Raw genomic sequence first — 26,874 nt, forward strand, 5'->3', positions numbered from 1 at the left:
CTACTCTCGCGCATGTTCTGCCCCCGGGGCTCGCCGGGTCGCCCTGTTTCGCTACGTGAACAGCTCACCGGCGAAGGCCGCTGAGCGTTCGACGCGGCCGTCGGTGGTCATGCGCACCCAGTCCACACCCCATGCACCGGCAAGGCCCGGGCCCCCATCGAAGAACAGGGCGGTCGCGACGGCGTCGGCCCGCATGGCGTCGTCGGCGATGGCCCACGTGGCGGCCCAGGTGCGCACGGGCATCCCGGTGCGGGCATCCAGCACATGGTGCAGCCCATCGCCCCACACCCGCCGGTTCACCGCCGACGCGCACAGAGCCCGGCCTGCGACCTCGACCACACCGATCGCGCTGGTGGGGTCGTAGGGGTGCTCCAACGCGACGAGCGCTGCTCCGCCGCGCACGAGCAGATCTCCCGAGGCGTCGATGATCGTGCGTCCCGGCAGATCCCGCAGCTCTGCGGCGACGAGGTCGACCAGGCGTCCCTTGCCGAGCGCGCCCACGTCGATCACACCGGGTCGGTGCATCGTGAGCGTCGTCGGCGTCCAGGTGAGGATGCTCTCCCAGTCGGCCGGGGCGCTCTCTGGGCGACCGGACTGCAACGACATCGCCGCGTCATAGCCGAGTGCCTCCAGGCCCAGACCGATCAACGGATTGACGGCACCGTCGGTCACGCGGCTGAGCTCACGGAATCCGTCGAGCATGACGCCGGCGTCCGGTGGCGCATCAACGGTCCCACCGCGACGCAGCGATGAGACCACCGAGTCGGCGCGGAACCGCGACCACTCCCGGTCGAACCGCTCGACCGTCGCCGTGACCCGCCCCTGAAGCTGTGACGAGAGCGGCTGGTCGGTCTCGATCTCCCAGCGTGTGCCGATCGCGTCGAACCGCCAGGTCATGGCATCCGCCTACTCGGTCTCCGTGTCTGCGTCGCCGTTGTCGGCGGCGGAGATCACGGCCTCTTCCTTGATCCGCACGAGGGCCTGGTTGAAACCGCCGCTGGTCAGCGACGAACCGGCAACGCGGTCGACGTCGAGTTCGTCGAGTTTCTTGCCCACCACCTCGGCGGCGATGCCGTCGATGAACTGGCCCTGATAGCGCGTGCTCTCGGGCGCGGTCGGATCGCCGACCACCTCGACATCGGTCACGACGTCGTCGCTCAGGGTGAGCGTCACCGAGATGTTCTCGACCGTCTCGGGCGTCTGATAAGCACCCTCGGCGGTGTAGGTGCCATCGGCGTACGGTGCGGTGGCATCGGTCGAGACCGGAGAGGGATCGCCGGCATCGGCGGCCCCTCCACCGGCGCAGCCGGACAGCAGCAGGACCCCGGCCGCCCCGAGCAGCGCGGTTCCGGTACGAGCGGCGTGGTGTGCGTTCATACGCCCAGCCTCGGGCATCCGACTATGTGCCCTTCTCAGGCGTCGCCGCCGAACATGCTCGTGACCGAGCCGTCCTCGAAGACCTGCTTGATCGCCGCCGCCAGCAGCGGCGCGATCGGCAGGATCGTGAGCCCGTCCCACTGGCGCGACTCGGTCAGCGGAATCGTGTCGGTGACGACGACCTCGTCGATCGCGTCGTCCTGCAGACGCTCGGATGCCGGATCGCTGAACACCGCGTGAGTGGCGGCGACGATCACCCGACGAGCGCCGTTCGCCTTCAGCGCCTGCGCGGCCTTGACGATCGTGCCGCCGGTGTCGATCATGTCGTCGACGAGCAGGCAGGTGCGTCCCTCGACGGTGCCGACGATCTCGTGCACCGACACCTGGTTGGCGACCTTCGGGTCGCGACGCTTGTGGATGATCGCCAGCGGTGCGCCGAGGCTGTCCGACCACGTGTCGGCCACGCGGACGCGCCCCATGTCGGGCGACACGATCGTGAGCGTCTCACGGTCCTCGGGCGTCAGCGTGCTCTCGAAGTGCTCGAGCAGAACGGGCTTGGCGAAGAGGTGGTCGACCGGGCCGTCGAAGAAGCCCTGGATCTGCGCGGCGTGCAGGTCGACGCTCATGACGCGGTCCGCGCCCGCGACCTTGAGCATGTCGGCGACCAGACGCGCCGAGATCGGCTCGCGGCCGCGACCCTTCTTGTCCTGACGCGAGTAGGGGTAGTACGGGGCGACGACGGTGACGCGCTTGGCGGATGCCCGCTTCGCGGCATCCAGCATGATGAGCGTCTCCATCAGCCACTCGTTGACCGGCTGGCCGAACGACTGCACGATGAACAGGTCGCAGCCGCGGATCGAGACCTCGAAGCGGGCGTAGATCTCACCCGAGGCGAAGGTGCGGTGCTCGACCGGAGCGACCTCCTGGCCGAGTGCTGCGGCGACGGCGGCCGTCAGCTCGGGGTGTGAGCGACCGCCGGCGACGACGAGCCGCTTCTTGGTCTTCGCGATCAGTCCCGGGGCGACCCCGTTCTGGACATCCAGTGCTACGCGCTTCTTCTTCTGGCCCATGGCTGTCGCCCTACTCCGCCGCTCGTTCGCGGGCCGCCGCATCAGCTGCACCCGTGCCTGCTCTGTTCTTCTCGACCCACCCGACGATGTTGCGCTGGGGGGCGATGCTCATGGCCAGCGCACCGGCGGGCACATCCTTGCGGACGACGGCGCCGGCGCCGGTCTTTGCACCTGCTCCCAGCCTAATGGGCGCGACGAGCACCGTGTGAGATCCGGTGTGCACCTCGTCACCGATCTCGGTGCGGTGCTTGTTGACGTCGTCGTAGTTGGCGGTGATCGTGCTCGCGCCCAGGTTGACGCCGCGGCCGATGGTGGCATCGCCCACGTACGACAGGTGCGGAACCTTGCTTGCCTCGCCGATCTGGGCGTTCTTGGTCTCGACGTAGGCGCCGATCTTGCCGCTCGCACCCAGCACGGTGCCGGGCCGCAGGAATGAGAAGGGGCCGACGGTGGCGTTCGCGCCGATCACGGCAAGGTTGGCGTCGCTGCGGCGCACAACGGCATCCTCGCCCACCTCGCAGTCGACCAGCGTCGTGTCGGGACCGATGGTGGCGCCGGCGGCGATGACCGTCGCGCGCAGGATCTGGGTGTTCGGCAGGATCGTCACATCGGGGGCCAGCGTGGCGTCGTCGTCGATCCAGGTGGTCGCCGGGTCGACGATCGTGACGCCCTCGCGCTGCCAGTGCCGCACGATGCGCTGGTTCAGCACCCGGCCGGCCTCGGCGAGCTGGGCACGGTCGTTGATGCCGAAGGTCGAGGTGACGTCGTCGGCGAGTTCAGCGGCGACCTTCTCGGCAGCGCCGCGCAGCAGACCGATCACGTCGGTCAGGTACATCTCGCCCTGCGCGTTGTTCTGGTCGACGCGGGCCAGGTAGGTGCGCAGCGCCGGGGCGCGGAACACGTACACGCCGGCGTTGATCTCGGTGACTGCGGCCTCGTCGGCGCTGGCGTCCTTCTGCTCGACGATCCGCTCGACGATGCCGTCCGCGCCGCGGATGATGCGACCGTACCCGGTGGGGTCGTCGAGGTGCGCGCTCAGCAGCGTGGCGGCGGCGGATGCCGCCCGGTGGCCGGCGACGAGGGCTTCGAGCGTGTCGGCCTGCAACAGCGGCACGTCGCCCGAGAGCACGAGCACATCGCCGTCGAAGTCCGCGGGCAGCGCGTCGAGAGCGACCTGCACGGCGCGTCCCGTACCGGGAATGTCGTCCTGATCGACGACGATCGCCTCGGGGTACTGCTCGACGATCGCGGCGACGACCTGGTCGCGCTCGTGACGGACGACGACCTCGATGTGCTCGGCCCCGAGCGCACGCGCGGTGGTCAGGACGTGCCCCACCAGGGGCCGCCCGCCGATCTCGTGCAGCACCTTGGGCCGACGGGACTTCATGCGCGTTCCCTGCCCTGCAGCGAGAACGATGATGGCGAGTGGGTTCTGCGTCATGCTCCGCCGCCAGGATTCGAACCTGAACCTCACAGCTCCAAAGGCTGTCGTGCTGCCGTTACACTACGGCGGACCACGGCCATCCGCGTGTGCGGGGCCGCGTGACAAGTCTGCCACGTTCCACCTGTGTCCGACGTCCGGACGTGCCCGAGGAGCGCGCGATAATGGACAGATGAATGAGGCGGATGAGGTGGATCGCATCGTCGGTGCGTGGAACACTCAGCGCCCCGACCTGGACTTCTCGCCGCTCGAAGTGCTCTCGCGCGTGGATCGGCTCTCGCGGCATCTCGATCGCGCACGTCGCGATGTATTCCACCGCAGCGACATCGAACCGTGGGAGTGGGATGTGCTCTCGGCGCTGCGCCGCGCAGGTTCTCCCTTCCAGCTCTCGCCGAAACAGCTGCTGCAACAGACCCTGGTCTCGAGCGGAACCATGACCAACCGCATCGACCGCTTGGTCGGTCGGCGCTTCGTCCGACGGCAGGCCGACCCCGCCGACGGCCGCAGCGTGCTGGTCACGCTCACCGACGACGGCAGGGTGCGTGTGGATGCCGCGATCACCCGCCTGGTGGATGCCGAGGCCGAGCTGCTGAGCGCCCTGCCGCGCGCAGAGCGCGAACGCCTCGCCGGCCTGCTGCGCAAACTCAGTCTGAGCTTCGACACGTGAGCGCCCGCTGATGGCGATGGCTTCCCCGCTGCCGGTGCGCGACGGCGTCGGTGCGACCCGTCTGCATCTGCCGATGCACGGGCCGTGGCCGACGATCGGCGCGTACATGGCCGAGCGCTTCTTCCATCTCGACCCCGAACGTCTCCTGGCCCGCTTCGACCGCGGTGAGATCGTCGCCCGCGACGGCACCGCGCTCACCCGCGAGGCGCCGCTGGGCGCGCACGAGTTCGTCTGGTACTACCGGGAACCGCCGGTGGAACGCGAGATCCCCTTCGAGGTCGAGGTGCTGCACCAGGACGGCGACCTGGTCGTCGCCGACAAGCCGCACTTCCTGCCGACCACCCCCGGAGGCAAGTACCTGCAGAACTCTGCTCTCGTACGACTGCGCAATCTGCTCGAGATCCCCGAGCTCACCCCGATCCACCGCCTCGACCGGGCCACGGCCGGGCTACTGATGTTCTCGGTGCGCCCCGAGACTCGCGGCGCCTATCAGCTGCTTTTCGAGAACCGGCGGGTCGAGAAGGTCTACGAAGCCGTCTCTGCTCTGCCGGAAGGCTGGGATCCGGCATCCCCCGCCCTGGGCGGGCATCCGTTCCCGATCGTGTACCGCAATCACATCGAGAAGCTGCGCGGCAACGTCTGCGTGCGGGTGGATGCCGAACGCGAGCCGAACTCCGAGACGCTGATCGAACTGATCAATGCGGACGACCGCGTCGTGCACACGCGGCTGCGTCCGCACAGCGGAAAGATGCACCAGCTACGCGTGCATCTGTCGGCGCTCGGCGCCGGCATCCTGAACGACGGTTTCTACCCCGAGCTGCTACCCGAGACGCCCGACGACTTCGAGAAGCCGATGCAGTTGCTGGCCCGTGAGCTGCGCTTCACCGACCCGCTGAGCGGGGCGCCGCGCGAGTTCATCACCCGCAGGATGCTGCAGGACGCACCGGCCGCGTGACCGGCGGAACCTGAACTCAGCCGATCTGCTCGGTGACCTCGAACCAGCGCATCTCAAGCTCTTCGACCTCGTCCTGCTGCGCTTGGATCGCGCGCATCTTCTCACCCAGACCCTCGTAGTCGGACTGGTCGTGGTCGGCGAGCGCGTGCTTGGCCTTGTCGATCTGATCGTTCAGCTTCTGCATCTTGCGCTCGAGCATCGACGCCTCCTTCTCGGCGGCGCGCAGCTCGGCCCCCGACAGCGCCGATCCGACCGGAGCGGGTGCGGCATCGTGCGCCGTCCGCTCGCCGGTGGGCATCGCCGCACGCAGGCGCAGATACTCGTCGATCCCGCCGGGCAGGTGCCGCAGGCGCCCTGAGCCGTCGGGGCCCGGCAGCACGGCGTACTGCTGATCGGTGACGCGCTCGAGGAAGTAGCGGTCGTGGCTGACCACGAGCAGTGTGCCCGGCCACGAGTCGAGCAGGTCCTCGATCGCGGCGAGCATGTCGGTGTCCATGTCGTTGGTCGGCTCATCGAGGATCAACACGTTGGGCTGGTCGAGCAGCACGAGCAGCAGTTGCAGTCGGCGCTGCTGTCCACCCGATAGATCCTTCACCGGGGTCGACAACTGCGCCGAGGTGAATCCGAGCCGCTCGAGCAGCTGCCCCGGGGTGAGGTCCTGCGCCTTCGACCCACTGCCGAAGGTGTACGACGTGCGCAGCCCGTTGATCACCGTGCGCACGGGGTCGGTCCAGTGTTGTTCGAGCTCGTCGATCCGCTGGGTCAGGGTGCGTACCTGCACGGTCTTGCCGCGCTTGACGCGACCGCTGGTCGGTTCGACGGTGCCGGCCACCAGGCCCAGCAGCGTCGACTTGCCCGCACCGTTGACGCCGAGGATGCCAGTGCGCTCGCCCGGCGCGATGCGCCACTCGACGTCCTTGAGCACCTGGCGGTCGCCGTAGGCGACACCGGCGTCGAGCAGGTCGACGACGTCTTTGCCCAGCCGCGCCACGGCGAGCGACTGCAACGATACGGTGTCTCGGATCGGCGGCACATCGGCGATGAGTGCGTTGGCGGCGTCGATGCGGAACTTCGGCTTGCTCGTGCGCGCGGGCGCGCCACGACGCAGCCAGGCCAGCTCTTTGCGGGCGAGGTTCTGGCGCTTGGCCTCGGTCGCGGCGGCCATTCGGTCGCGCTCCACGCGCTGCAGGATGTACGCGGCGTATCCGCCCTCGAAGGGCTCGACGATGCGGTCGTGCACCTCCCAGGTGGCCGTGCAGATCTCGTCGAGGAACCACCGGTCGTGGGTGACGACCATGAGTGCCCCGGCGTTGCGGGCCCAGCGGGTCTTCAGATGCCCCGCCAACCACGTGATCGCCTCGACGTCGAGGTGGTTCGTGGGCTCATCGAGCGCGATGATGTCCCAGTCACCGGTCAGCAGTCGTGCCAGTGAGACGCGGCGGCGCTGACCGCCGCTGAGCGAGGCCACCGAGGCCTCCCAGTCGAGGTCGCCGACCAGCCCGGCGATGACGTCGCGGATGCGGGCATCCCCCGCCCACTCGTGCTCGGGGGTGTCGCCGACGACGGCGGTTCCCACGGTCAGTGCGTCGTCGAGCGTGTCGGCCTGGTCGAGCACGCCGATGCGTGTTCCGCCGCGCACCGTGACGCGGCCGGCGTCGGGCTCCTTGCGGCCCGCGAGCATCGCGAGCAGACTCGACTTGCCGTCGCCGTTGCGTCCGACGATGCCGATGCGGTCGCCCTCCTCGATGCCGAGGGTGACGGAGTCGAAGACGACGCGGGTGGGGTATTCGAGGTGGAGCCCTTCGGCTCCGAGCAGATGTGCCATGTCGTACCCAGGCTATCCGGTACCGCTGGGCGCCCGCCGGTCAGCGGATGCGACCGCGTCGGCGCACGACGCTCTGCAGCGTGTCGCGCACCGGTGCACCGAGCACGAGTCCGAGCGATGCGCCCGAGGCGAGGGCGAGGCCGATGGCAGCCGCCTGGAACAGGTCCGCGAACCCGAGGATCAGCCCCATCGCCTCGCCTTCTGCCTCGACGATGCCGAGCAGCCCGCGGTAGACCACGGAACCGGGCACCATCGGCACGATGGCGGCGGTCGTGACGGCGATCGATGGCACGTGCAGACGGTGCGCGATGAGCGTGCCGATGAAGCTGGCGACCAGCGCCCCGATCGCACTCGCGAGTGCGACGCCGATGCCGCCCGCGACGGCGGCGCTGTACCCGCCCCAGGCGATGCTCCCCAAGAGGGCCGAGACCAGGATGGTGCGCGCGGTGGCGCCGTTCCACACGGCCACCGTCACGGCGATGAGCACGACGCCGACGAGCTGCATGGTGACCGGCCCGAGCTCCGGCGGGTCGGTGGAGAGCGGGAAGCCCACCCCGAGTCGCTGGGCGAATGAGACGCCGCCGACGATGCCGACCACGACCCCGAGCGTGAGCAACGCCAGGTCGAGGATGCGCCCGCCCGCCGTGAGCGCGAAGCCGTCGATGGCATCCTGCGCCGCAGCCACGACCGACATCCCCGCCAGCATAAGCACGATGCCGGCCGCGACGATGATGCCGGGGCTGGCGCCTTCGAACAGGGGCACTTCGTGGACACGCAGGGCATTGGTCACCGCGGCGAACGCGGTGACCACGAGCGCACCGGCGGCCTGCGAGAAGAAGAACGGCACATGCATCCGTGCCATCCAGCGCTGAGTCAGCGCCGCGCCGCACGCGGCGAGCAGAGCGACCAGGGTGGTCATCCAGCCCGCACCGAAGAGCAGGCAGACGCCGACGGCGAGCAGTCCCTGTGCCAGCACGATGACGGTGGGGCGATAGCGGAAGGGAGTGCGACGGATCACATGGAAGCGGACGCGGGCCTCATCGAGGTCGAGACCCGCCTGGATCTGCGCGACGAGCGCCTGCAGTTGCTGAAGCTTGGAGTGATCGGGCACGGGCGCCCGGACGACCCGGATCAGGGTGAACGGCAGGTCGGATTCACCGCCGTGATACGACACGGCGATCGAGTTGAACGTGATGTCGACGTGCACCGGTCGGATGCCCCATGCCGCCGTCACTCTCGTGATCGACAGTACGACTTCGTTGGCCGCGGCGCCGACGGCGATCAGAGACTCGGCGATGCGCATCGCCAGCTCGATGACGCGACGCGCATGCATCTCGTCGATCGAGAGCATCGCCTGGGTCTCGGGGCGCGAGGCCGCGTCGACGTGGATCGCGTGGACCAGCCGCGCGCGCCAGTTCTTTCCTGCTGCACCCATCGTCCCATCCTCACAGGCGCACGAGGTGCCGCTCAACCCTGACGCGTTCGCGCTCAGACCACGATGCGTGCGCCGGCGACGGGCCCGTGCACGTGCAGCGCTGCATGGCCGGCTGCCTCCAGTTCCTGCTGCACCGCACGCGCCGCTTCGGGTCCGCCGCACAGCAGCGCGACCGTGGGGCCCGACCCCGAGATGATTCCCGACAACGCCCCGAGGCGTACACCGTCGGCGAGCGCATGCTCGAGATCCGGGCGGCCGTGCAGCGCCGCGCGCTCCAGGTCGTTGAACATCACGGGGGCGAGGGCTGCGGCATCCCCCGCCCGCAACGCCTGCAGTACCGCCACCGGCACGTCCAAGGACGGCTGCGGGTCGTCGGCGAGCGCCTCGCCGTGGGCGCGCATCGTGTCGAGGCGCCCGTAGATCTCGGGGGTCGACAGTCCCTGTGCACTCATGATCAGCACCCAGTCGAAGCGTCCGCGCGCCAGAGCGGGCGTCAGCTCGTCGCCTCGCCCCGCTCCGATCGCGGTTCCGCCGTGCAGCGCGAATGGCACATCGGCTCCCAGACGCGCGGCCAGCTCGTGCAGCCGGTGAGCGCCGAGATCGGTGCCCCACAGTGCGTCACATGCGACCAGCGCGGCCGCGGCATCTGCCGAACCACCGCCCATTCCCCCGGCGACGGGCACGCCCTTGCGGATCACAAGGTGCACGCCGGCCGTAACCCCGGTGGCCTGAGCGAGCAGCTTGGCCGCGCGCATGGCGAGGTTGCGGTCATCGGTGGGCACCTCGTCGAGGTCGACGTCGCCGTGCACCTCGAGCGAGAACCCGTCGGCGGGGTAGGCGGTGACGTCCTCGTACAGCGATACGGCCTGGAACACGGTGGCCAGGGCGTGATAGCCATCATCGTGCGGTAGCCCGACCCCCAGGTAGAGGTTGATCTTGCCGGGGGCGCGTACGTGCACGGCTTCGGTGCGCTGCGCTGTGCTCATCGCGGCTCCCTTCGGTTGCGGCGCGCCTCGCGCGCACGGTTCACAGTTCGGACGACACCGACCACAGGTTGACGTCGATGCCGTGCGAGAGCGCGTCGATCGCCGTGAGCTCTTCGTCGGTGAAGGCGGGACCATCTACCGCGGCGATGTTCTCATCGAGCTGCTCCGGACGCGAGGCTCCGATCAGCGCCGAGACGACCACCGGGTCGCGCAGCGTCCACTGCAGGGCCATCTGCGCGAGGCTCTGCCCGCGGTCGGCGGCGATGTCGTTGAGCCCGCGCAGCAGGGCGAGTCCTTCGTCTGAGAGCGGCCGGTCCGACAGTGACCCGCGCTTCTGCGCACGATCGGCTGTGCCGTCGCCGAGGTACTTGCCGGTGAGCAGTCCCTGCGCGAGCGGCGTGAAGGCGATCGCGCCAACGCCCTCGGCGCGCAGCACATCGGTCAGGCCGTCCTCGACCCAGCGGTTGAGGATCGAGTACGAGGGCTGGTGGATGATCAACGGCGTGCCCAGGTCGCGTGCCACGGCCAGTGCGGCCTCGGTGCGCTCGGGGCTGTACGACGAGATGCCGACGTAGAGGGCCTTGCCCTGCCGCACCAGGGTGTCGAGCGCCCCGATGGTCTCTTCGATCGGGGTGACCGGGTCGACGCGGTGCGAGTAGAAGATGTCGACGTAGTCGAGACCCATGCGGGTCAGCGACTGCTCGGCGCTGGCGAGGATGTACTTGCGGCTGCCGAGGTCGCCGTAGGGCCCCGGCCACATGTCCCAGCCCGCCTTCGACGAGATGATCAGCTCATCACGGTAGGGCGCCAGGTCTTCGGCGAAGATGCGCCCGAAGTTCTTCTCGGCCGAACCGTATGGCGGGCCGTAGTTGTTCGCCAGGTCGAAGTGGGTGATGCCGTTGTCGAATGCGTGGCGCAGCAGCGCGCGCTGGTTGTCGAGCGGGATGTTGTCGCCGAAGTTCCACCACAGGCCGAGCGAGATCGGCGGCAGGTACAGGCCAGAGGTCCCCACCTGACGGTAGGCGAAGCGCTGATAGCGATCCGGAGCCGCGACGTACGGGCGGTGGATCTCGGGAACGTGGGGCTGAAAGCGCGGTTCGGTCACGGTGCCAGAGTATCCGCATCAGCCGATGCGGTGCCTGTCGGAGCCGTGCGTGCGATGCGGTGGTAGTCGTCGACCGTGAGGTCCTCGCCGCGTGCGGTGGGTGCGACACCGGCGGATTCCAGAACGGCGGATGCTGCCGCAGAGCTGCCGAACAGCCCCGACAGCGCCTGACGGAGCATCTTGCGACGCTGGTTGAACGCGGCGTCCACGATCTGGAACGTGCGACGGCGCTCGTCCTCGCTGCCGCGGGGTTCGTCATCGCGCACGAAGCCGACCAGCAGGCTGTCGACGTTCGGCACGGGCCAGAACACCTGCCGCGAGACGGTGCCCCGCAGCTGCCAGGGGCCGTACCACGCGGCCTTCACGCTCGGGGCGCCGTAGATCTTCGAGCCGGGCCGCGCGGCCAGCCGCTCGGCGACTTCGGCCTGCACCATCACGACCCCGCGCTGCAGCGCCGGGAAGGTCTCCAGAAAGTGCAGCAGCACCGGCACCGAGACGTTGTACGGCAGGTTGGCGACGAGGATCGTGGGGTCTCCGGGTAGATCGGTGACCTGCATGGCATCCGCGTCCACCACTGTGAGTGCGCCGTCCTCAACGCCGCGGTCGGCGGCGGTGCGCGGCAGGCGCTCGGCGAGGCGGTGGTCGATCTCGACGGCGGTCACCGACGCGCCCGTTTCGAGGATCGCCAGGGTCAGTGAGCCGAGGCCCGGGCCGATCTCGACGACCCGTTCGCCGGGCTGCACGCCCGCGGCGTGCACGATCTTGCGCACGGTGTTGGCGTCGACGACGAAGTTCTGCCCCAGCTTCTTGGTGGGGGTGACGTCGAGCTCGGCGGCGAGTCTGCGGATCTCGGTGGCGCCGAGCAGTGAGACGGTCATCCTCACATTGTTCCGCATTCCGTCACGTGCCGCGGGAAACGACCCTAAGATCAACCGGGTGACCGCACTCGGAGAGCTCATCGCACCGCGCCGTCTGGGCCGCGATTTCCGCTGGCTGCTGGCGTCGTCGTGGACCAGCAACATCGGCGACGGCGTCGCGTTGGCCGCCGCTCCCCTGCTGATCGCCTCGATGACCTCGTCGCCGATCCTGGTCGCCTCGGGCGCCGTGCTGCAGTTCTTGCCCTGGCTGCTGTTCGGGCTGCATGCGGGAGCCATCGCCGACCGCTTCGACCGCCGCCGCCTGGTGATGTTCGCCAACGCCGCCCGCGCGATCGTGATCGCGGCGCTGTGCGTCTTTCTGCTGACCGGGACCGCGAACATCTGGATCGTGCTCGCGGTGGCGTTCCTGTACGGCACCGCCGAGGTGTTCGTCGACACGACGGCGAGCACCCTGTTGCCGATGCTGGTGCGACCCGTCGACCTCGGCATCGGCAATGCCCGCCTGCAGGCCGGGTACCTGGTGGCGAACCAGTTCGCCGGCCCTCCGCTTGGAGCCTTCTTGTTCGCCGCCGGTTCGGCGTGGCCGTTCCTGCTGGAAGGGCTGTGCATCGTGCTGGCGATCGTGCTCGTCTCGCGGATGGCGGCGACGCCGGTTCCGCCGCGTGAGGGCGGCCCCGACGCGGCGCGCGCCCCGGTGCACACGGACATCGCCGAGGGCATCAAATGGCTGTGGCGCAATCCCCCGGTGCGGATGCTGGTGCTCATCATCCTGCTGTTCAACATCACCTGGGCGGCCCCCTGGGGCGTGCTCGTGCTGTACGCGACCGAGCACCTGAACATGGGCGCGGTCGGGTTCGGCGCGCTGACCACAGCGTCCGCGGCCGGAGGTCTGCTCGCCACCTTCAGTTTCGGCTGGCTGGAGCGGCACATCTCGTTCGCGACACTGATGCGCGTGTGCCTGTCGATGGAGGTCGTCATGCACCTCGCGTTCGCGCTGACCAGCACCGGGTGGGTGGCGCTGGTGATCATGCTGTTCTTCGGCTTCTACGCCTTCGTCTGGGGCACGATCTCGACCACCGTCCGCCAGAGGTTGGTGCCACCCGAGCTGCAGGGGCGCGTGGCGTCGGTGAACATGGTGGGCGTGTTCGGCGGCATGGTCATCGGGCAGGCGCTGGGCGGCGTGATCGCCCAGGTGTGGGGCCTGACCGCCCCGTGGTGGTTCGCGTTCGCCGGTGCCGCACTGACCCTGCTGGTGGTCTGGCGCCCGATCTCGCACATCGTCAACGCCAAGCCGGCGCTGGATGACGCCGGCCCGACGAGCCCGGCGCCCGGAAACTGAGACTCAGTCGAACGCCCCGTAGACCGCGAGGGTGTTCGCGGCGAGCCGAGCGCTCAGCTCATCCACGTCGATGCCGAGCTCGGCGGCCAGGAACCGCACGGTGATCGGCACGAGGTACGGCGCGTTGGGGCGGCCTCGCAGCGGCACCGGGGTCAAGAACGGGGCATCCGTCTCGACGAGGATCCGCTCCAGCGGGGTGACCGCCAGCGCGTCGCGCAGGTTCTGCGCGTTCTTGAACGTGACATTGCCCGCGAACGAGAGGTAATAACCGGCATCCGCCGCGATGCGCGCCATCTGCTCGTCGCCCGAGAAACAGTGGAACACGGTGCGCTCGGGCGCGCCAACGCGATCGAGCACCGCCAGCACGTCGTCATGAGCGTCACGGTCGTGGATCTGCATCGCGATGCCGTGCTTCTTGGCCAAGGCGATGTGCGCCTCGAACGACTCGTGCTGGGCGGGACGCCCCTCCTCGCCGGTGCGGAAGTAGTCGAGGCCGGTCTCACCGATGGCGCGCGTGCGCGGGTGCGCGGCGAGCTCGTCGATCACGTCGAGGGCTTCGGCGAGGCGCCCCGCCTGCGCGTACACGGGGGCGTCGTTGGGGTGGATCGCCACCGCCGCGAGCACGCGGGGATCGGATGCCGCCGCCTCGACCGCCCAGCGGGACGACTCGATGTCACCCGAGGCCTGCACCACGCCAGCGACGCCCACGTCGGCGGCGCGATCGAGCTGTTCGGCGAGCGCGAGGGGCTCGACTCCGTCGACGATCTCGAGGTGCGCATGGTTGTCGTACACCGGAACGGCCAGCGGCTCAGGCGCCGCCGGGTACCGCAAATCCTTGCGCCCCTCGGAGGAGCGCTCGCGCACGTATGTCTCGGTCATGACTCGGTCGACTCGTTGCTCAGGCGGTCTGCTCCACACGCGGGAACAACGGCGCCAGTGCACCGACCTTGGTGCCGGGCTGCAGCGCACCCCACGCGCCTGCCTCACGGATCGGCTGCGCCGTCAGCTCACCCAGCGCGTCGGTGACGCCGAGGGCATCCCACAGCTTCGCCGTGGACTGCGGCATCACCGGCGACAGCAGTACAGCCAGTGCACGCAGACCCTCGGCACAGGTGTACAACACGGTGGCCAGACGGTCGCGCTGCGCCTCGTCGCCCGCATCCGCCTGCTTGGCGAGCGCCCACGGCTCGTTCTCGGTGATGTAGTGGTTGAGCTGGTCGACGATCGTCCAGATCGCGTCGATCGCCTCGTCGATCCGGAACTGCTCCATGGCGGCATCCGCGCCAGTCGCAGCATCCGCCACCGTCTTCTGGATCTCGAGATCGCGCTCGGTGTACTCGGCCGCGGTCGGCACGACGCCATCGAAGTACTTTTGGATCATCGCGATCGTGCGCGAGGCGAGGTTGCCGAAGCCGTTGGCGAGCTCGGCCTGGTAGCGGGCCGAGAGGTCCTCCCACGAGAACGAGCCGTCCTGTCCGAACGCGATCGCCGACAGGAAGTAGTAGCGATAGGCGTCCGAGCCGAAGACATCGGTGATCTCGGTCGGTGCGATACCGGTGAGCTTCGACTTCGACATCTTCTCGCCGCCGACCAGCAGCCAGCCGTGCGCGAAGACGCCCTTGGGCACGTCGACGCCGGCGGCCATCAGCATCGCCGGCCAGATCACCGCGTGGAAGCGCAGGATGTCCTTGCCGACGACGTGGTAGCCGGGCCAGCGGCGGTCGAAGTTCTGCTGGTCGGAGCCGTAGCCGATCGCGGTGGCGTAGTTGAGCAGCGCGTCGACCCACACGTAGATGACGTGCGATTCGTCCCACGGCAGCGGGATGCCCCAGTCGAACGTGGAGCGCGAGATCGACAGGTCCTTCAGGCCCTGGCTGACGAACGACACGACCTCGTTGCGCGCCGAGTGAGGGCGCACGAAGTCGGGCTCGGTCTTGTAGAGCTCAAGCAGGCGGTCCTGGAACTCGCTGAGCTTGAAGAAGTAGTTCTTCTCCTGCAGCAGCTCCAGCGGCTTGGAGTGGATCGCGCAGACCTTGAGCCCCTCGAACGGGCCGGTGCCTTCGACGATCTCACTGTCGGGCTTGAACTCCTCACACCCCACGCAGTACAGCGCCTCGTACTCGCCGGCGTAGATGTAGCCCGCGTCGTAGAGCTTCTGGAAGAACGTCTGCACGTTGCGCTCGTGACGCTCCTGCGTCGTGCGGATGAAGTCGTCGTTGGCCACGTCGAGCGTCTTCAGCAGCGGGAACCAGCTCTCGCCGACGAGACGGTCGACCCATTCCTGCGGGGTGACGTTGTTGGCCGCGGCCGCGCGCAGCATCTTCTGGCCGTGCTCATCGGTGCCCGTGAGCATCCACGTGTCATCGCCCGCCTGGCGGTGCCAGCGCGACAGGGTGTCGACGGCGACCGTCGTGTACCCGTGGCCGATGTGAGGCACATCGGAGGGGTAGTAGATGGGCGTGGTGATGTAGAACGATTCGCCTGCGGGCATGCTCTCGATTCTAGGCGGGAAAGGCCTGCGCGTTGACCGCGTGACCGGGGCTCGGGGCAGGCGGTCCCTCAGCGCCGGGTAGCCATCAACGATGCATGCGGGCGGGCGCTGATCTCGCCTTCCGCACGCGCGCGGGATTCGGATGCTGTCGCGGTGAGGCCCGCACGATCAAGCAACTCCCCGAGGGCATCCGCGCTCCAGTAGTAGGCGGGCGCGACAGCGTGGTCGAAGGGCTCGCCGGGCGGACCGTCGAAGAACCCGATCAGGATGCTGCCGCCGGGGGCAAGCACCCGGGCGAACTCGGCCAGGGCGACGGGCAGCTCTTCGGGTGGCATGTGGATCAGCGAGTACCAGGCGAGGATGCCGCCCAGCGACGCGTCCGACGCCGGCAGATCTGTGAATGAACCCGCGACGAACTCGATCTTCGGATACGTCGATCGTGCGTGCGCGATGAACTGTGCGGACAGGTCGACACCGAGAACCTCGCGCCCGCCGCTGCGCAGAAACTGGGCCCAGTGCCCCGGCCCGCACCCGGCATCCAACAGCCGTCCCGGAGTGGCATCCCGCCATGCGCCGATCAGGTCGAGGTCGGCAGCGTCCATCTGAGTGATCTCGCCGAGCACGGCGATGTACTCGGCGGAGCGCCGATCGTAGGCGTCGGCGACGTGTGCGCTCATCGGGCGGCGAGCGCCGCCTGGTACAGGTCGCGTGAGCTCAACCCGGTGGCGGCGGCGACCTCGGCGCAGGCCTCTTTGAGGCGGAGCCCGGAGGCGACGAGAGCCTGCACCTGCGCGAGCGCGTTCTCGGCCGATACGGCAACGGGCACGGCGCCCTCGACGACGACGACGATCTCGCCCCTTACACCGGCCTCAGCCCAGGCGACGAGTTCGTCGGCGGTGCCGCGGCGCACCTCTTCGTACAGCTTCGTCAACTCACGGCAGACCGCGATACGACGGTCGGCGCCGAAGGCCTCTCCCATGTCGGCAAGCGACGAAGCCAGCCGCGCGGGCGACTCGAAGAAGATCATCGTACGGGGCTCGGATGCCAGCATCCGAAGCGTCTGCCTGCGCTCCCCCGGCTTGCGCGGAAGGAATCCCTCGAATGTGAACCGGTCGGTGGGCATTCCCGAGATGGCGAGCGCCATCAGCGCGGCGCTGGGCCCCGGCACAGCGGTGACGGTCACTCCGCGTTCGACCGCCGCGGCGACCAGCCCGTAGCCGGGGTCGCTGATCGCGGGCATCCCGGCGTCGCTGACGACGACGATGTCCTGCTGCTCGGCGAGCTCGGCCAGCTCAGCCGCCTTGTGCTTCTCGTTGTGGTCGTGCAGGGCGATCAGCCGCGGACGGTTGTCGATCTGCAGTGCCTTGAGCAGCCGCTGGGTGGTGCGGGTGTCTTCAGCCGCGACGATCTCGGCGTTCTCAAGCACCTCGATCAAGCGCCGCGACGCATCACCGAGGTTGCCGATGGGAGTCGCGGCGAGGATGATCATCCGACCAGCTTAGGCGCCGCAACTAGGCTGTTCGGGTGACCTCGACCGACGCGCTGCCGCAGCATCCGCGGGCGACGACGCGCTGGGAGAGACTGCGCGACGGCCTGCGCGCGGAACCGGCGCGGGCTCGGATGCTCGCCTGGCTCGCCCCCACGCTGGTCACGCTGCTCGCGGCGGTGCTGCGCCTGGTCAATCTCGCCCACCCGCACGAGATCATGTTCGACGAGACGTATTACGTCAAGGACGCGTGGTCGCTGTGGACGCTGGGCTATGAGGGCACCTGGGGCGAGGGCGCGAACGAGCAGTTGCCCCAGGGCGATGCATCCGCGCTGCAGCCCGAGGGCTCGTATGTGGTGCATCCGCCGCTCGGCAAGTGGATCATCGCCCTCGGCATGGCCCTGTGGGGTCCCGGATCGAGCTTCGGCTGGCGGGTGACCACCGCCGTTCTCGGAGCGCTCACGGTGCTGGTGGTCTATCTGATCGCCCTGCGGCTGACACGTTCGCACACCGTGGCGACCATCGCCGGCGGCCTGCTGGCCATCGACGGCGTCGCGATCGTGATGAGCCGCATCGCACTGCTCGACGGCATCCTCACCTTCTTCATCACGCTGGGGGTGCTGTTCGTACTGATCGATCGACAGCGCACCATCCCTCGCACCGAAAGGCCCGCCACCACGCAGCGGATGATCGGGCGGGTGCTGTGGGCACGGCCGTGGCTGATCGCCGCGGGCGTCGCGCTGGGTGCCGCCTCGGCCGTGAAGTGGTCAGGCCTGTATGCGATGGCCGTGCTGGGCCTGTACACGGTGTTCACCGATGCCCTGGCCCGACGCCGCGCGGGCATCGTGCTGTGGCCGACCGATGCGGTCTTCCGTCAGGGACCGGCGTCGTTCGTGTTGCTGGTGGGTCCGGCGCTGGTCGTCTACCTCGCGTCGTGGACAGGTTGGCTGGTCACCGCGGGAGGGTACGGGCGAACGACGGATGCCCATCCGCTGATGGCCCTGTGGGACTATCACGCCTCGATGCTGACGTTCCATGTCGGCCTCGCCAGCGCGCACCCGTACTCGAGTCCGGCGTGGCAGTGGCCGTTACTGTTGCGACCGACTGCGGTCTGGGTAGCCGACGAACCGGCACCGTGCGGTGTCGACCACTGCATCGCGGTGATCTCTTCGGTACCCAACCCGCTGATCTGGTACGGCGGTGTCGCCGCCGCGGTGTACCTGCTCTACCGTTTCGTGCGTGGGCTCATCATGAGGGCTCCCGCCAGCCCCGTTCTGACTTACCCATTGGTGGGGCTGCTCGCCACATATGTGCCGTGGTTGCTGGTGCCCGAGCGCACGATCTTCCAGTTCTACACGGTGGTCATGATGCCGTTCCTCGTGCTCGCCCTCGCCATCGCGCTGCGCGAGCTGGCTGGCCATGCCGACCGTCCGCTGCACCGGCGGCAGGCCGGACAGCGCACCGTCACCGTGTTCCTCATCATCGCTGCTCTCGTATCGGCGTTCTTCTACCCGGTCTGGACGGGCATGAGCGTGCCCTACGACTTCTGGCTCATCCACAACTGGCTGCCGAGCTGGATCTGAGCGGAGGCGCCGCCCGACTAGCCTGGCTTGGTGCAACACGACGAGGTCATCCGACTGTACGGGCCATGGATGCCCCGCTCCGTCACCGACGTCGCGCGCCTTCTTGCGGGCTATCCGGGGCGATGGTGGATCGCTGGCGGCTGGGCGATCGAAGCTTTCACGAACCTCCCCCGTCCTCACGGCGACATCGACCCCAGCATCCCCCGGGCGGACGCCGACCTGCTTCGTGCGCACGTGGTCGGCGCCTACGACGTGTGGGCTGCCGACCGCGGTGACCTGCGCCCGCTCGCCGATCCGTCGCGCGCGGTGCCGACTCGATGCAGCAACCTGTGGCTCCGCACCAGCGGAGCGGCCCCGTGGGAATACGATGTCATCCTGATGGATGCGTCTGACGACACGTGGACCTACAAGAGAGACTCCCGAGTCACGCTCCCCTTCGAGAAGATTCTCTGGACGAAGGGTGGGATCGACTACCTGCGCCCCGAGATCCAGCTGCTGCACAAGGCCCCCGGTCTACGCCCTCAGGACCGACTCGACTTCGATGCGGCACGACCCCTGCTGAGCAACGACTCCGCAAGGTGGTTGCGTGACGCCCTCAACACCGCCCACCCCGGCCACCCGTGGGCTGCCGCTCTCGCGTAGTCGCGACGACACGCTACGACGCGCCCACTCCTTCGTTGCGGAGGGGAATCTCCATGAGCTCGCGCCACGTCCCATCGGCGCCCTCACCGATCAATGTCACCGCCGCCACTGCGCCGGATAGCGGCAGCATCCGCGCAGCCTCCCGCTCGGCGCGACGCAGTTGAGGATGGTCGGCGCTATCTCCCACTGTCAGATGTGGCACCACTCCGTCGTGCGCCCCTGCGTACGGCGGGTAAGACGGAAACGCTGCACATACCGCGTCGGTAAGTCGGATGAAGGGCGTCGGGTCTTGCGGGGCAAGCCAGAGCACGTGATCCCCGAACCACCCCGTAGTGACGAGCGAGTAACTGAAGCTGCTCACACGACCGAGCGCTTCATCGAGAAGCCGCAGACACTCGTCATCCAGCTGCGCTTCGGGAACGAACGGGAACAGGATCGTGAGGTGCGGAGGAACTCCGAGCTGCGCGTCGAGCGCGTAGCGGTTGCGCAGTTCCACGAGCTTGTGCGATGCCGGCCCCTTGACGATCAGTGCTGTCCTCGACATCGCTCCATGGTACGGACGCCCCTCGGGAAATACTCAGTACTCCTGAAAGGCCGGCGCCCGGGCGCGCTGCGTCCGAGTCGCCTGCAAGTTCAGGCCCGTGCACCAGCTCGGGTAGACGCGAAATCCGCGCTTGCCCGCGTGCTTTCCCGCCGTGATCCCCAGGTTCGCAAGGTGCCCGGCTGAGAACCGGAACACGCCCCGTCTCCCGTCCTGTTCGACGAGCACGAGAAGACCGGATGCGACATCATCCGCGCCGAAGGGAGCGGTGTCTCCGTTCGCATCGCGCCGCCAGAAAGCGACGAATGCGCCGGGCTTGGTCGGCGTGGTCCGCGCTGTACGCACGTGCCACGTCTCACCGTCGATCTGAGCCAGACCCGACTCGCAGTCACTGCCCTGGTCTTCTGCGACGACGTCCGCCGGCATCCCCATCGCCACCGCATACGCCTCGAACGCCTCGAATCCCACCCGTCGACGCTAGCGCTGCGTGTCGACGCGATCCAATCGAAGCGTTTGCCGGGCTCGGCGCAGACAGGCAGCGCGTTCTCGGCAACAATGGCGGGATGCCCGCACCGCATGGCTTCGAGTACACCGTCCGAGGAGATGACGTCGTGATCACGCATCACGGCAATCGCGCGACGACGCTCCGGGGTGCGAGAGCGGCCGACTTTCTGGAACGGGTCACACACGAGGACGCACAGTTGCTGATGGCGCGAGCGACCGGCAACTATCGACGGGGAAACGAGCGCGTGGCACGACAGCATCCGCGCAATCAGCGCTGACTGTCCGCCGCGGACCGGCGCCGACGACCCCCGCCGCGCTCAGGCGCGGTCGAGCGCCGGTGCGCGATGGCCCTCGTCGAAGGTGGGGCGCTTGCCCAGCATCCGTCCGATGCCGAGCACGACACCGACGATCACCAGGCCCACGATCAAACCCGACATGGCCGACAGCGCCGTGCCACCGAGCCAGACGACGAAACCACCGAACGACGCGAGCAGGTCTTCAACGCCGTGCAGCACGTCGGCCGGGGCGTGCACGCCGACCTCGCCGAGGTTGACGAGCACCAGATGCCCACCGACCCACAGCATCGCCACGGTGCCGATCACACTGACCGCCCGGAACACGGCCGGCATCGACCGCACGATGCGCGTACCCGTGTGACGCACCTTGCGCACCGGGTGCTTGGCCATCTTCAGACCCACGTCATCGATCTTCACCAATAGCGCCACGGCGCCGTAGACGACCGCGGTCATCAGCACAGCGATCACAGCCAGAATCAGCAGCGTCTGCCAGATACTCAGCCCCTGCTCGAGGTTCGCCAGCGAGATGAGCATGATCTCGGTCGACAGGATCAAGTCGGTGCGAATCGCGCCCCAGACCAGTCGGTTCTCGTTGCGCTCGCCCTTCTCGTCATGCCCGTGGCCGAAGCCGAACCACTCGAGAACCTTCTCGGCGCCCTCGAAGCACAGGTAGGCGCCACCGAGGATCAGCAAATACGGCAGCACCCACGGCGCGAACGCCGTCAGCAGCAGGGCGATGGGGATGATGATGACGAACTTGTTCGCGATCGACCCGAGCGCGATCTTGCCCACCACCGGCAGCTCACGCGCCGGCGACAGCCCCTGCACGTACTGCGGGGTCACCGCTGCATCGTCGATGACGACACCGGCCGCCTTCGACGACGCCTTCAGCGCAGCACTGAGAATGTCATCGACGACCGCCAACAGACCAACGGACATGTGGGTTCCTCCCCGCGGCCCGTGAACAGACGAAGCGCACCGCAGGCGACAAGACTACTGGGCGGTGGTGACGCGCGTGCAGCCTCACGCGGTGTCGGATACGGCACGCACCGGCTGCCGCAGCAGCGTTCTGAGCCGCTCGGGTGCCGTGCGGCGAGGATCCGAGAGGTAGATCTCGTGATGCCTGCCCGTCATCCGCAACCCGGCGCCGGGGACGAACTCGTCGTGCATCCGCGCCAGCAGCGGCCCCTCGTCATCGAACGCGCCGACGTGCAGAGTCTGCACGCAGAGCCCCTCCGTCAGGGTCTCAGACCTCACCCGCCCGAGGCGCGCCGGCGGCGCCTTCTTCGCCGCGACCCGCTCTCGGGCCGCCTCGACGAACGCGACGGGGATCCAGTCCGGCACCATCAGCATCAGCGTCCAGTGCCAACGCGACTTGTCGCGCGCCGAGGTGAACGCCGTCATGTCGTCAGCCCACCACAGACCTTCCAGCGGAGGCACCACATAGTCCTGCCCGAGCTCGCGGGCGCTGGCGAACTTCACCGCGTACGCGAGCGGGTACAGCGCTTCCAGCGCCGCCGTGTACTCCGGTGACGAGTTGGGGTCGCCCGCACCGTCGATCATCAAGTAGCGGGTCGCGGGCACCTCAAGCACCCGGAACTCACCGGGCGCACTGCGGTACCGGTCGAGCGTCTTCTTGAAGTCGGACTTCGTCACCCTGCGGCGCCCCTCTCACGACGTACCGCGACGGGTTCCGAGACCGGCAACCGGCACGTGAACGCCAGGCAGTCGTAGACGACCCCGGCTGCGGCATCCTTCTCATCGAACAGGGCGAACCCGGCATCCGAGAATGCGCGGGCCTGCGAGGGCGAGACCACCGCGATCACGTCGGCGTCGGCGTCGAGCGCGGCGAATGCCAGCGCGCCGCGACGATCGGATGCCACCGCCACGACCTGCCTCGGCGACTCCTGCAGGCCGATCACGACGCGCAGCAGTGCACCAAACGCGAGCGGCTGCTGCAATGCCCTGGCCACCAGGCCGGCAACCATCTGCTCGGCGCGCTCGCGGTGCGACTCACCGGCGCCGAGCCACCATGCGGTGAGGTGGGCGGATGCCACCGCCGCCGTACCCGACGGCAGATCGCCGTCGCTCTCATCCGCGCCGGCCGGGATGTCGTGCGCCGCGAGCACAGGATCAAGGGCCGCCTCGTCACTCAGCACGTCGAGTGCGATCGTCGCCCAGTCCGCATCACCGGTCGCCAGAGCGAGGGCGAAGAGCCCGTCGGCCAACAGCCCCAGATCGCTCGCCGTCGCCACGGCACGAGCCGCGACCCCGTCGAGTGACGAGCGCACGAGTTCACCGCGCGGCCCGCGGTTGATCGCGAGTACGACGGATGCCGCCGCCGCGGCAGCATCCACCCACTCCTGCTCGCCGAGCACGGCCCCGGCCCGCGACAGCGCGCCGATCGCCAGCCCGTTCCATCCCGTCAGCACCTTGCCGTCGACCGTCGGGGGCTCCAGCGAGGCGCGCTCCGCGACATCGCGACGGTAGAAGCCGCCCTCGCTGCGCTCACCGTCGATCCACGACTCGGAATCCTGCGCAGCGCCGAACGCGCCGTCATCCCGGCGCAGCACCCGCAGCAGGAAGTCGGCGATGCCGCGCACGATATCTTCGCGCCCCGCATCGAGCGCCACCTGCATCAGCTGGGCGTTGTCGGTCAGCATCCGCTCGTAGTGCGGCACGGTCCAGTCACGCCCGGTCGCGTAGCGGAAGAACCCGCCGTCGGGATCGCGCAGCTCCGACCCCGACATGGCGGTGAGCGCTCGCCGCACCGCCTCGTCGCCGCCGATCAGCGGATGCTGCAGCAAGCGCAGGGTGGTGGCCATCGGGAACTTCGGTGCGCCACCGAAGCCGCCGAACACGCGATCCTCCCGATCGAGGATCGTCGCGGCAGCGGCGCGCAGTGCTTCGGCATCCGGCAGCGGGGACGGCGTGCGGGTGGCGGCAGCGCGCAGGGCGTCGGCGACAGCATCCGATGAGGCGAGAACCTCACCCCGACGCTCGGTCCACGCCTCGGTGACCGCGGTCAGCACGTCACCGAAGGCGGGCACACCGCCTCGTGCGGCGGGTGGGAAATAGGTGCCCGCATAGAAGGCGCGCCCCGCGGGCGTGGCGAAGACGGTGAGCGGCCAGCCCAAGCTCTGGGTGAACGCCGAGGCCGCCGATAGGTAGGCGCCATCGACGTCGGGATGCTCCTCACGGTCGACCTTGACCGACACGAAGTCGCGGTTCATGTGTTCGGCGGTCGCCGCATCGGCGAACGATTCGCGCGCCATCACGTGGCACCAGTGGCAGGTCGAGTATCCGATCGAGATCAGTAGGGGCACGTCGCGCCGCTGCGCCTCGGCGAACGCCTCGGGCCCCCAGGGATACCAGTCGACCGGATTCTCGGCGTGGTCGCGCAGGTACGGACTGCGGGTCTCGGCCAGCCGGTTGCTCATGCCCCCACGCTACGCGCCGGTTCCGGCCCGCCGACACCCCCGGATGCCGCCGACACCCCCACGTGCACGCGTCCGCACCTGGGGGTGTGGGCGCGACGTGGGGGTGTCGGCGGTGTGCTCAGTTGAACTCGTTCGGGTGCGTGCCCACCCGGCCGGAACCGTCGAGCGGGTCGAGGGCGTCGATCGCCGCCATCTCGGCATCGGTCAGCGTGAAGTCGAACACGTCAAGGTTCTCACGCAGGCGCTCGAGACGCACCGACTTCGGGAAGACGATGAAGTCCTTCTGCAGGTGCCAGCGCAGCACGACCTGGGCGGGCGACTTGCCGTGCGCAGAAGCGGCCCCCGCCACCGGGGCGGTTCCGAACAGGTCGTACTTGCCCTGCCCGAGCGGACCCCACGACTCGGTGCGGATGCCGTGCTGAGCGCCCCACGCGACGACCTCGCGCTGCTGATAGGCGGGATGCAGCTCGATCTGGTTCACGGCGGGCACGACCCCGGTCTCGGCAACGACGCGCTCGAGGTGCTCGACGAGGTGGTTCGAGACGCCGATGCTCTTGGTCAGGCCTGCCTCGCGCAGTTCGATCAGCTTCGCGAACGCGTGCACGTAGTTGTCGTGCGCCGGAGTGGGCCAGTGCACCAGGTAGAGATCGACCTGGTCGAGCCCGAGCTTGTCGAGGCTCTCGGTGATGGCCTTGCGCGGCTCGTCGCCGTCGTGCCGGTCGTTCCACAGCTTCGTGGTGACGTACAGCTCGTCGCGCGGGATGCCGCTCTTGGCGATTGCCGCACCGACACCGGCTTCGTTGCCGTAGATCGCCGCCGTGTCGATGTGGCGGTAGCCGACCTCGAGTGCATCACTGACCGCGCGCTCGGCGTCGTCTGCCGGCACCAGGAAGACGCCGTAGCCGAGCTGGGGAATCGTGTGTCCGTCATTGAGTTCGAGAGTGGGGATGGTCATGGCCCCAGCCTAGGGGTTGTCATGACAGGTCGGCACTGTTTCGCAAGGTCGGCACTGTTTCGTAGCTCTGCTTCGTAACTCTGCGTTGCACCGTCAGCTCGGGCCCAGCAGAGCGCGCAGTTGCGCCGTGTAGTCCTCGAACGCGCGGCGTCCGGTGACGCTCAGTGCAAGATACGTCACCGGCGTTCGGCCCCGATGTGTCTTCTCGATAACGATGTACCCGGCATCCTCGAGTTTGCGCAGGTGGGTGGCCAGGTTGCCCGCCGTCATATCGAGCAGTTCCTGCAACCGCGGGAAGGTGACGTAGTCGCTCGCGGCGAGCGTCGCCAGCGCCGCCACGATGCGCAGCCGCGCCTGTGCGTGGATCACCGGATCGAGGTCAGGCACAGTCATCCCCCGTCTGCGCGAGACTGCGCCGCGCGCCGCGGCGCCACCAGGCGCTCCACGCGGCGACAACAAGGAACGCACCACCTCCGGCGATCGCGTAGACGAGGAATGCTGTCGGATGCTGAAGACTCGCGCCCACGGCCGCGAGGATCACCGACCAGATGCCGAGCACCAGCATCGGGGCGGCGTCCCAGATCACCCCGGCCATCAAGTACATGATGCCGCTGAAGAAGATGAACACGCTCGGGTAGAAGACCACCAGCAGCGCATCAGACATTCCGTGCGCGGCAAGCGCCTGCCCGATCACGAACAGCGCGATGCCGCCGACCCACCAGGTGTTGCCGTACACGATCCCAACGAAGGCGGCCTGGCGCGTGCCACGCAGCCCTCGCCCCGAGAGCGCACCGAGCACCGTCGAGAGCACGCCCGCGGCGATGAGCAGCGCGGCGAAGGTGACGCCGGCGGCGAGAGTCGGCAGCGGCTCGTCGGGATGCTGGCGGACATCCGCCCACAGCACGAGGAAACCGGCGAGCCAGGCGACGCCCCAGGCGAGCAGCATCCACGGCACGAACGCCGCGGTGCGGGCGGTGATCTGCTGCTGTTGGCGGTGCACGAGCGACAGCATCCGCTCTGGGCTCAGTGCGGCATCGTCATCGGAAGTGTCATCAGGCGTGGTCATCTCAAGCTCCGATCATGAACGGGATGAACAGGGCGGGCAGGGTGAAGAAGAGGTTCACGAGCCCGTGCGCGAACACGAGCGGCATCAGGCGCCCCTGCCACCGGTAGATCAGCCCTGAGATGAGCCCCCACACGGTGAAGCAGCACACGAAGATCACCACCGCGTCGGGGGTCGGCGCGTACCAGATGTGCTGCAGACCGAACAGGACGGCGGGGATGCCGATCGCCAGCGCCACGGGCATCCGCTTGGCGAGTCCTCCCTGCGCGTAGCCGCGGTACACGAGCTCTTCAGCCGGGGCGTTCAGCGGCGCGAACGTCAGCGCGGCGATGACACCGAGCACGCTCCAGACCGCGGCGGGGAGGTCGGGCAGCGTGCCGCTGACGAAGACCGTCTCGAACGACTCGAAGACGTCGGCTCCGAACCTCAGCGCCATCAGGCCGATCATCACCGCGACGAACGGCAGATACATCACTGTCAGCCACAGCACACCCCAGGCGACATCTCGCCATGCCCGATCGCGGCGCCAGCCGAGCATCTCGTGCAGGCTGCCGCCGTCCCGTCGCACCAGACGGTGGACGACGACGAGGCACACGAGGTTGACCGGCAGCATCGCCACCGATGACAGCAACGGCGACGGCGGGAACGCCTCGGGCTGTGCGCCGGCCAGCAGCCAGACGACGGTCGAGGCGATCGCGACGAGCCCGATCCGCAGTAGCGGCAGGCCGATCACCCACCGCTCGGCAGTTCGCAAATGCGTCGTCGTCATGGCTACTTTGTAATGCAAAGTACTTT

28 protein-coding genes and 1 tRNA gene are annotated in these 26,874 nt (G+C 68.6%); 6 read left to right on the plus strand and 23 right to left on the minus strand.

All coding sequences use genetic code 11. From position 1 onward, the window contains the following. Positions 1–51: 51 nt before the first annotated feature. The 5 genes from ACLD0U_RS12465 to ACLD0U_RS12485 all read right to left on the minus strand — a co-directional run bounded on the left by ACLD0U_RS12465 (position 52) and on the right by ACLD0U_RS12485 (position 3,961). Positions 52–897 carry an FAD:protein FMN transferase gene (locus ACLD0U_RS12465; RefSeq protein ID WP_179410327.1) on the minus strand — a complete coding sequence of 282 codons (846 nt, stop codon included), beginning with the start codon at positions 895–897 and terminating at the stop codon, positions 52–54. A 9-nt stretch (positions 898–906) separates the two neighbouring features. After that, positions 907–1,377 (minus strand): FMN-binding protein, encoded by a 471-nt coding sequence (locus ACLD0U_RS12470; protein ID WP_179410326.1) that lies wholly within the window; start codon positions 1,375–1,377, stop codon positions 907–909. 35 nt (positions 1,378–1,412) lie between these two features. Then, on the minus strand, positions 1,413–2,447 hold the full coding sequence (locus ACLD0U_RS12475; protein WP_179410325.1) for a ribose-phosphate diphosphokinase: 1,035 nt from the start codon (positions 2,445–2,447) through the stop codon (positions 1,413–1,415). Between the two features lie 10 nt (positions 2,448–2,457). Then, complete coding sequence (gene glmU, locus ACLD0U_RS12480) at positions 2,458–3,888, minus strand: bifunctional UDP-N-acetylglucosamine diphosphorylase/glucosamine-1-phosphate N-acetyltransferase GlmU (RefSeq protein WP_410340795.1); 1,431 nt, start codon at positions 3,886–3,888, stop codon at positions 2,458–2,460. 1 nt (position 3,889) lies between these two features. Then, a tRNA-Gln gene (locus tag ACLD0U_RS12485) sits at positions 3,890–3,961 on the minus strand. Positions 3,962–4,060: 99 nt separating this feature from the next. On the opposite strand from ACLD0U_RS12485, the gene ACLD0U_RS12490 reads away from it, so the two are divergent. Beyond that, the gene (locus ACLD0U_RS12490) at positions 4,061–4,555 is read left to right on the plus strand and encodes a MarR family winged helix-turn-helix transcriptional regulator (protein ID WP_179410323.1); all 495 of its coding nucleotides are present in this window, start codon (positions 4,061–4,063) and stop codon (positions 4,553–4,555) included. Between the two features lie 16 nt (positions 4,556–4,571). Further along, entirely contained in the window at positions 4,572–5,510 is a 939-nt protein-coding gene (locus ACLD0U_RS12495) for a pseudouridine synthase (RefSeq protein WP_410340852.1), read from the plus strand. 16 nt (positions 5,511–5,526) lie between these two features. Here the strand turns inward: ACLD0U_RS12495 and ACLD0U_RS12500 are convergent, their stop codons facing one another. The 5 genes from ACLD0U_RS12500 to rsmA are packed head-to-tail and all read right to left on the minus strand — an operon-like array spanning position 5,527 to position 11,739. Then, the gene (locus ACLD0U_RS12500; RefSeq protein ID WP_410340796.1) at positions 5,527–7,335 is read right to left on the minus strand and encodes an ABC-F family ATP-binding cassette domain-containing protein; all 1,809 of its coding nucleotides are present in this window, start codon (positions 7,333–7,335) and stop codon (positions 5,527–5,529) included. A 40-nt stretch (positions 7,336–7,375) separates the two neighbouring features. Further along, positions 7,376–8,770 carry a threonine/serine exporter family protein gene (locus ACLD0U_RS12505; protein WP_206551703.1) on the minus strand — a complete coding sequence of 465 codons (1,395 nt, stop codon included), beginning with the start codon at positions 8,768–8,770 and terminating at the stop codon, positions 7,376–7,378. 53 nt (positions 8,771–8,823) lie between these two features. Next, complete coding sequence (locus ACLD0U_RS12510; protein ID WP_179410319.1) at positions 8,824–9,756, minus strand: 4-(cytidine 5'-diphospho)-2-C-methyl-D-erythritol kinase; 933 nt, start codon at positions 9,754–9,756, stop codon at positions 8,824–8,826. A 40-nt stretch (positions 9,757–9,796) separates the two neighbouring features. Next, positions 9,797–10,861, minus strand: coding sequence for an L-glyceraldehyde 3-phosphate reductase (gene mgrA / locus ACLD0U_RS12515; protein WP_315900927.1), 1,065 nt, complete (start codon positions 10,859–10,861; stop codon positions 9,797–9,799). Next, positions 10,858–11,739 (minus strand): 16S rRNA (adenine(1518)-N(6)/adenine(1519)-N(6))-dimethyltransferase RsmA, encoded by an 882-nt coding sequence (rsmA, locus tag ACLD0U_RS12520; protein ID WP_410340797.1) that lies wholly within the window; start codon positions 11,737–11,739, stop codon positions 10,858–10,860. The genes mgrA and rsmA overlap by 4 nt, the downstream gene beginning before the upstream one ends. Before the next feature lie 58 nt (positions 11,740–11,797). Here rsmA and ACLD0U_RS12525 point away from each other — a divergent pair, with 58 nt between their 5' ends. Further along, positions 11,798–13,078 (plus strand): MFS transporter, encoded by a 1,281-nt coding sequence (locus ACLD0U_RS12525; protein ID WP_410340798.1) that lies wholly within the window; start codon positions 11,798–11,800, stop codon positions 13,076–13,078. A gap of 3 nt (positions 13,079–13,081) precedes the next feature. Here the strand turns inward: ACLD0U_RS12525 and ACLD0U_RS12530 are convergent, their stop codons facing one another. The 4 genes from ACLD0U_RS12530 to rsmI form a co-directional block, all read right to left on the minus strand. Then, the gene (locus ACLD0U_RS12530; protein ID WP_410340799.1) at positions 13,082–13,957 is read right to left on the minus strand and encodes a TatD family hydrolase; all 876 of its coding nucleotides are present in this window, start codon (positions 13,955–13,957) and stop codon (positions 13,082–13,084) included. Between the two features lie 19 nt (positions 13,958–13,976). Further along, on the minus strand, positions 13,977–15,569 hold the full coding sequence (gene metG / locus ACLD0U_RS12535; protein WP_179410315.1) for a methionine--tRNA ligase: 1,593 nt from the start codon (positions 15,567–15,569) through the stop codon (positions 13,977–13,979). A 68-nt stretch (positions 15,570–15,637) separates the two neighbouring features. Beyond that, positions 15,638–16,246 carry a class I SAM-dependent methyltransferase gene (locus ACLD0U_RS12540; protein WP_410340800.1) on the minus strand — a complete coding sequence of 203 codons (609 nt, stop codon included), beginning with the start codon at positions 16,244–16,246 and terminating at the stop codon, positions 15,638–15,640. After that, positions 16,243–17,058, minus strand: coding sequence for a 16S rRNA (cytidine(1402)-2'-O)-methyltransferase (gene rsmI / locus ACLD0U_RS12545; RefSeq protein ID WP_410340801.1), 816 nt, complete (start codon positions 17,056–17,058; stop codon positions 16,243–16,245). Before rsmI ends, ACLD0U_RS12540 begins: the two co-directional genes overlap by 4 nt. A 35-nt stretch (positions 17,059–17,093) precedes the next feature. On the opposite strand from rsmI, the gene ACLD0U_RS12550 reads away from it, so the two are divergent. Continuing rightward, positions 17,094–18,638: a dolichyl-phosphate-mannose--protein mannosyltransferase gene (locus ACLD0U_RS12550; RefSeq protein WP_410340802.1), complete on the plus strand. Its 1,545-nt coding sequence runs from the start codon at positions 17,094–17,096 to the stop codon at positions 18,636–18,638. A 30-nt stretch (positions 18,639–18,668) separates the two neighbouring features. After that, positions 18,669–19,280: a hypothetical protein gene (locus ACLD0U_RS12555; protein WP_347401288.1), complete on the plus strand. Its 612-nt coding sequence runs from the start codon at positions 18,669–18,671 to the stop codon at positions 19,278–19,280. Between the two features lie 13 nt (positions 19,281–19,293). Here ACLD0U_RS12555 and ACLD0U_RS12560 read toward each other — a convergent pair whose 3' ends face one another. Both ACLD0U_RS12560 and ACLD0U_RS12565 read right to left on the minus strand, forming a co-directional pair. Then, positions 19,294–19,824: a 2'-5' RNA ligase family protein gene (locus ACLD0U_RS12560; protein ID WP_410340803.1), complete on the minus strand. Its 531-nt coding sequence runs from the start codon at positions 19,822–19,824 to the stop codon at positions 19,294–19,296. Between the two features lie 33 nt (positions 19,825–19,857). Next, a complete protein-coding gene (locus ACLD0U_RS12565) occupies positions 19,858–20,289 on the minus strand; it encodes a MepB family protein (protein WP_410340804.1) in 432 nt (143 codons plus the stop codon). Positions 20,290–20,384: 95 nt separating this feature from the next. On the opposite strand from ACLD0U_RS12565, the gene ACLD0U_RS12570 reads away from it, so the two are divergent. Then, the gene (locus tag ACLD0U_RS12570; RefSeq protein WP_179410310.1) at positions 20,385–20,603 is read left to right on the plus strand and encodes a hypothetical protein; all 219 of its coding nucleotides are present in this window, start codon (positions 20,385–20,387) and stop codon (positions 20,601–20,603) included. A 39-nt stretch (positions 20,604–20,642) separates the two neighbouring features. Here ACLD0U_RS12570 and ACLD0U_RS12575 read toward each other — a convergent pair whose 3' ends face one another. The 7 genes from ACLD0U_RS12575 to ACLD0U_RS12605 form a co-directional block, all read right to left on the minus strand. Continuing rightward, a complete protein-coding gene (locus ACLD0U_RS12575) occupies positions 20,643–21,560 on the minus strand; it encodes a DUF808 domain-containing protein (RefSeq protein ID WP_179410309.1) in 918 nt (305 codons plus the stop codon). A gap of 84 nt (positions 21,561–21,644) precedes the next feature. Continuing rightward, positions 21,645–22,277, minus strand: coding sequence for a GyrI-like domain-containing protein (locus ACLD0U_RS12580; protein WP_410340805.1), 633 nt, complete (start codon positions 22,275–22,277; stop codon positions 21,645–21,647). Then, a complete protein-coding gene (locus ACLD0U_RS12585; protein WP_410340806.1) occupies positions 22,274–24,061 on the minus strand; it encodes a thioredoxin domain-containing protein in 1,788 nt (595 codons plus the stop codon). Before ACLD0U_RS12585 ends, ACLD0U_RS12580 begins: the two co-directional genes overlap by 4 nt. A 118-nt stretch (positions 24,062–24,179) precedes the next feature. Further along, positions 24,180–25,016: an aldo/keto reductase gene (locus ACLD0U_RS12590; RefSeq protein ID WP_410340807.1), complete on the minus strand. Its 837-nt coding sequence runs from the start codon at positions 25,014–25,016 to the stop codon at positions 24,180–24,182. Between the two features lie 93 nt (positions 25,017–25,109). Continuing rightward, positions 25,110–25,409: a transcriptional regulator gene (locus ACLD0U_RS12595; protein WP_222447096.1), complete on the minus strand. Its 300-nt coding sequence runs from the start codon at positions 25,407–25,409 to the stop codon at positions 25,110–25,112. After that, on the minus strand, positions 25,396–26,082 hold the full coding sequence (locus ACLD0U_RS12600) for a hypothetical protein (protein WP_410340808.1): 687 nt from the start codon (positions 26,080–26,082) through the stop codon (positions 25,396–25,398). Before ACLD0U_RS12600 ends, ACLD0U_RS12595 begins: the two co-directional genes overlap by 14 nt. Before the next feature lies 1 nt (position 26,083). Beyond that, entirely contained in the window at positions 26,084–26,848 is a 765-nt protein-coding gene (locus tag ACLD0U_RS12605; RefSeq protein ID WP_410340809.1) for a CPBP family intramembrane glutamic endopeptidase, read from the minus strand. Positions 26,849–26,874: the final 26 nt, after the last annotated feature.

Source organism: Microbacterium sp. 2216-1 (assembly GCF_046507855.1).
Lineage (GTDB): Bacteria > Actinomycetota > Actinomycetes > Actinomycetales > Microbacteriaceae > Microbacterium > Microbacterium esteraromaticum_C.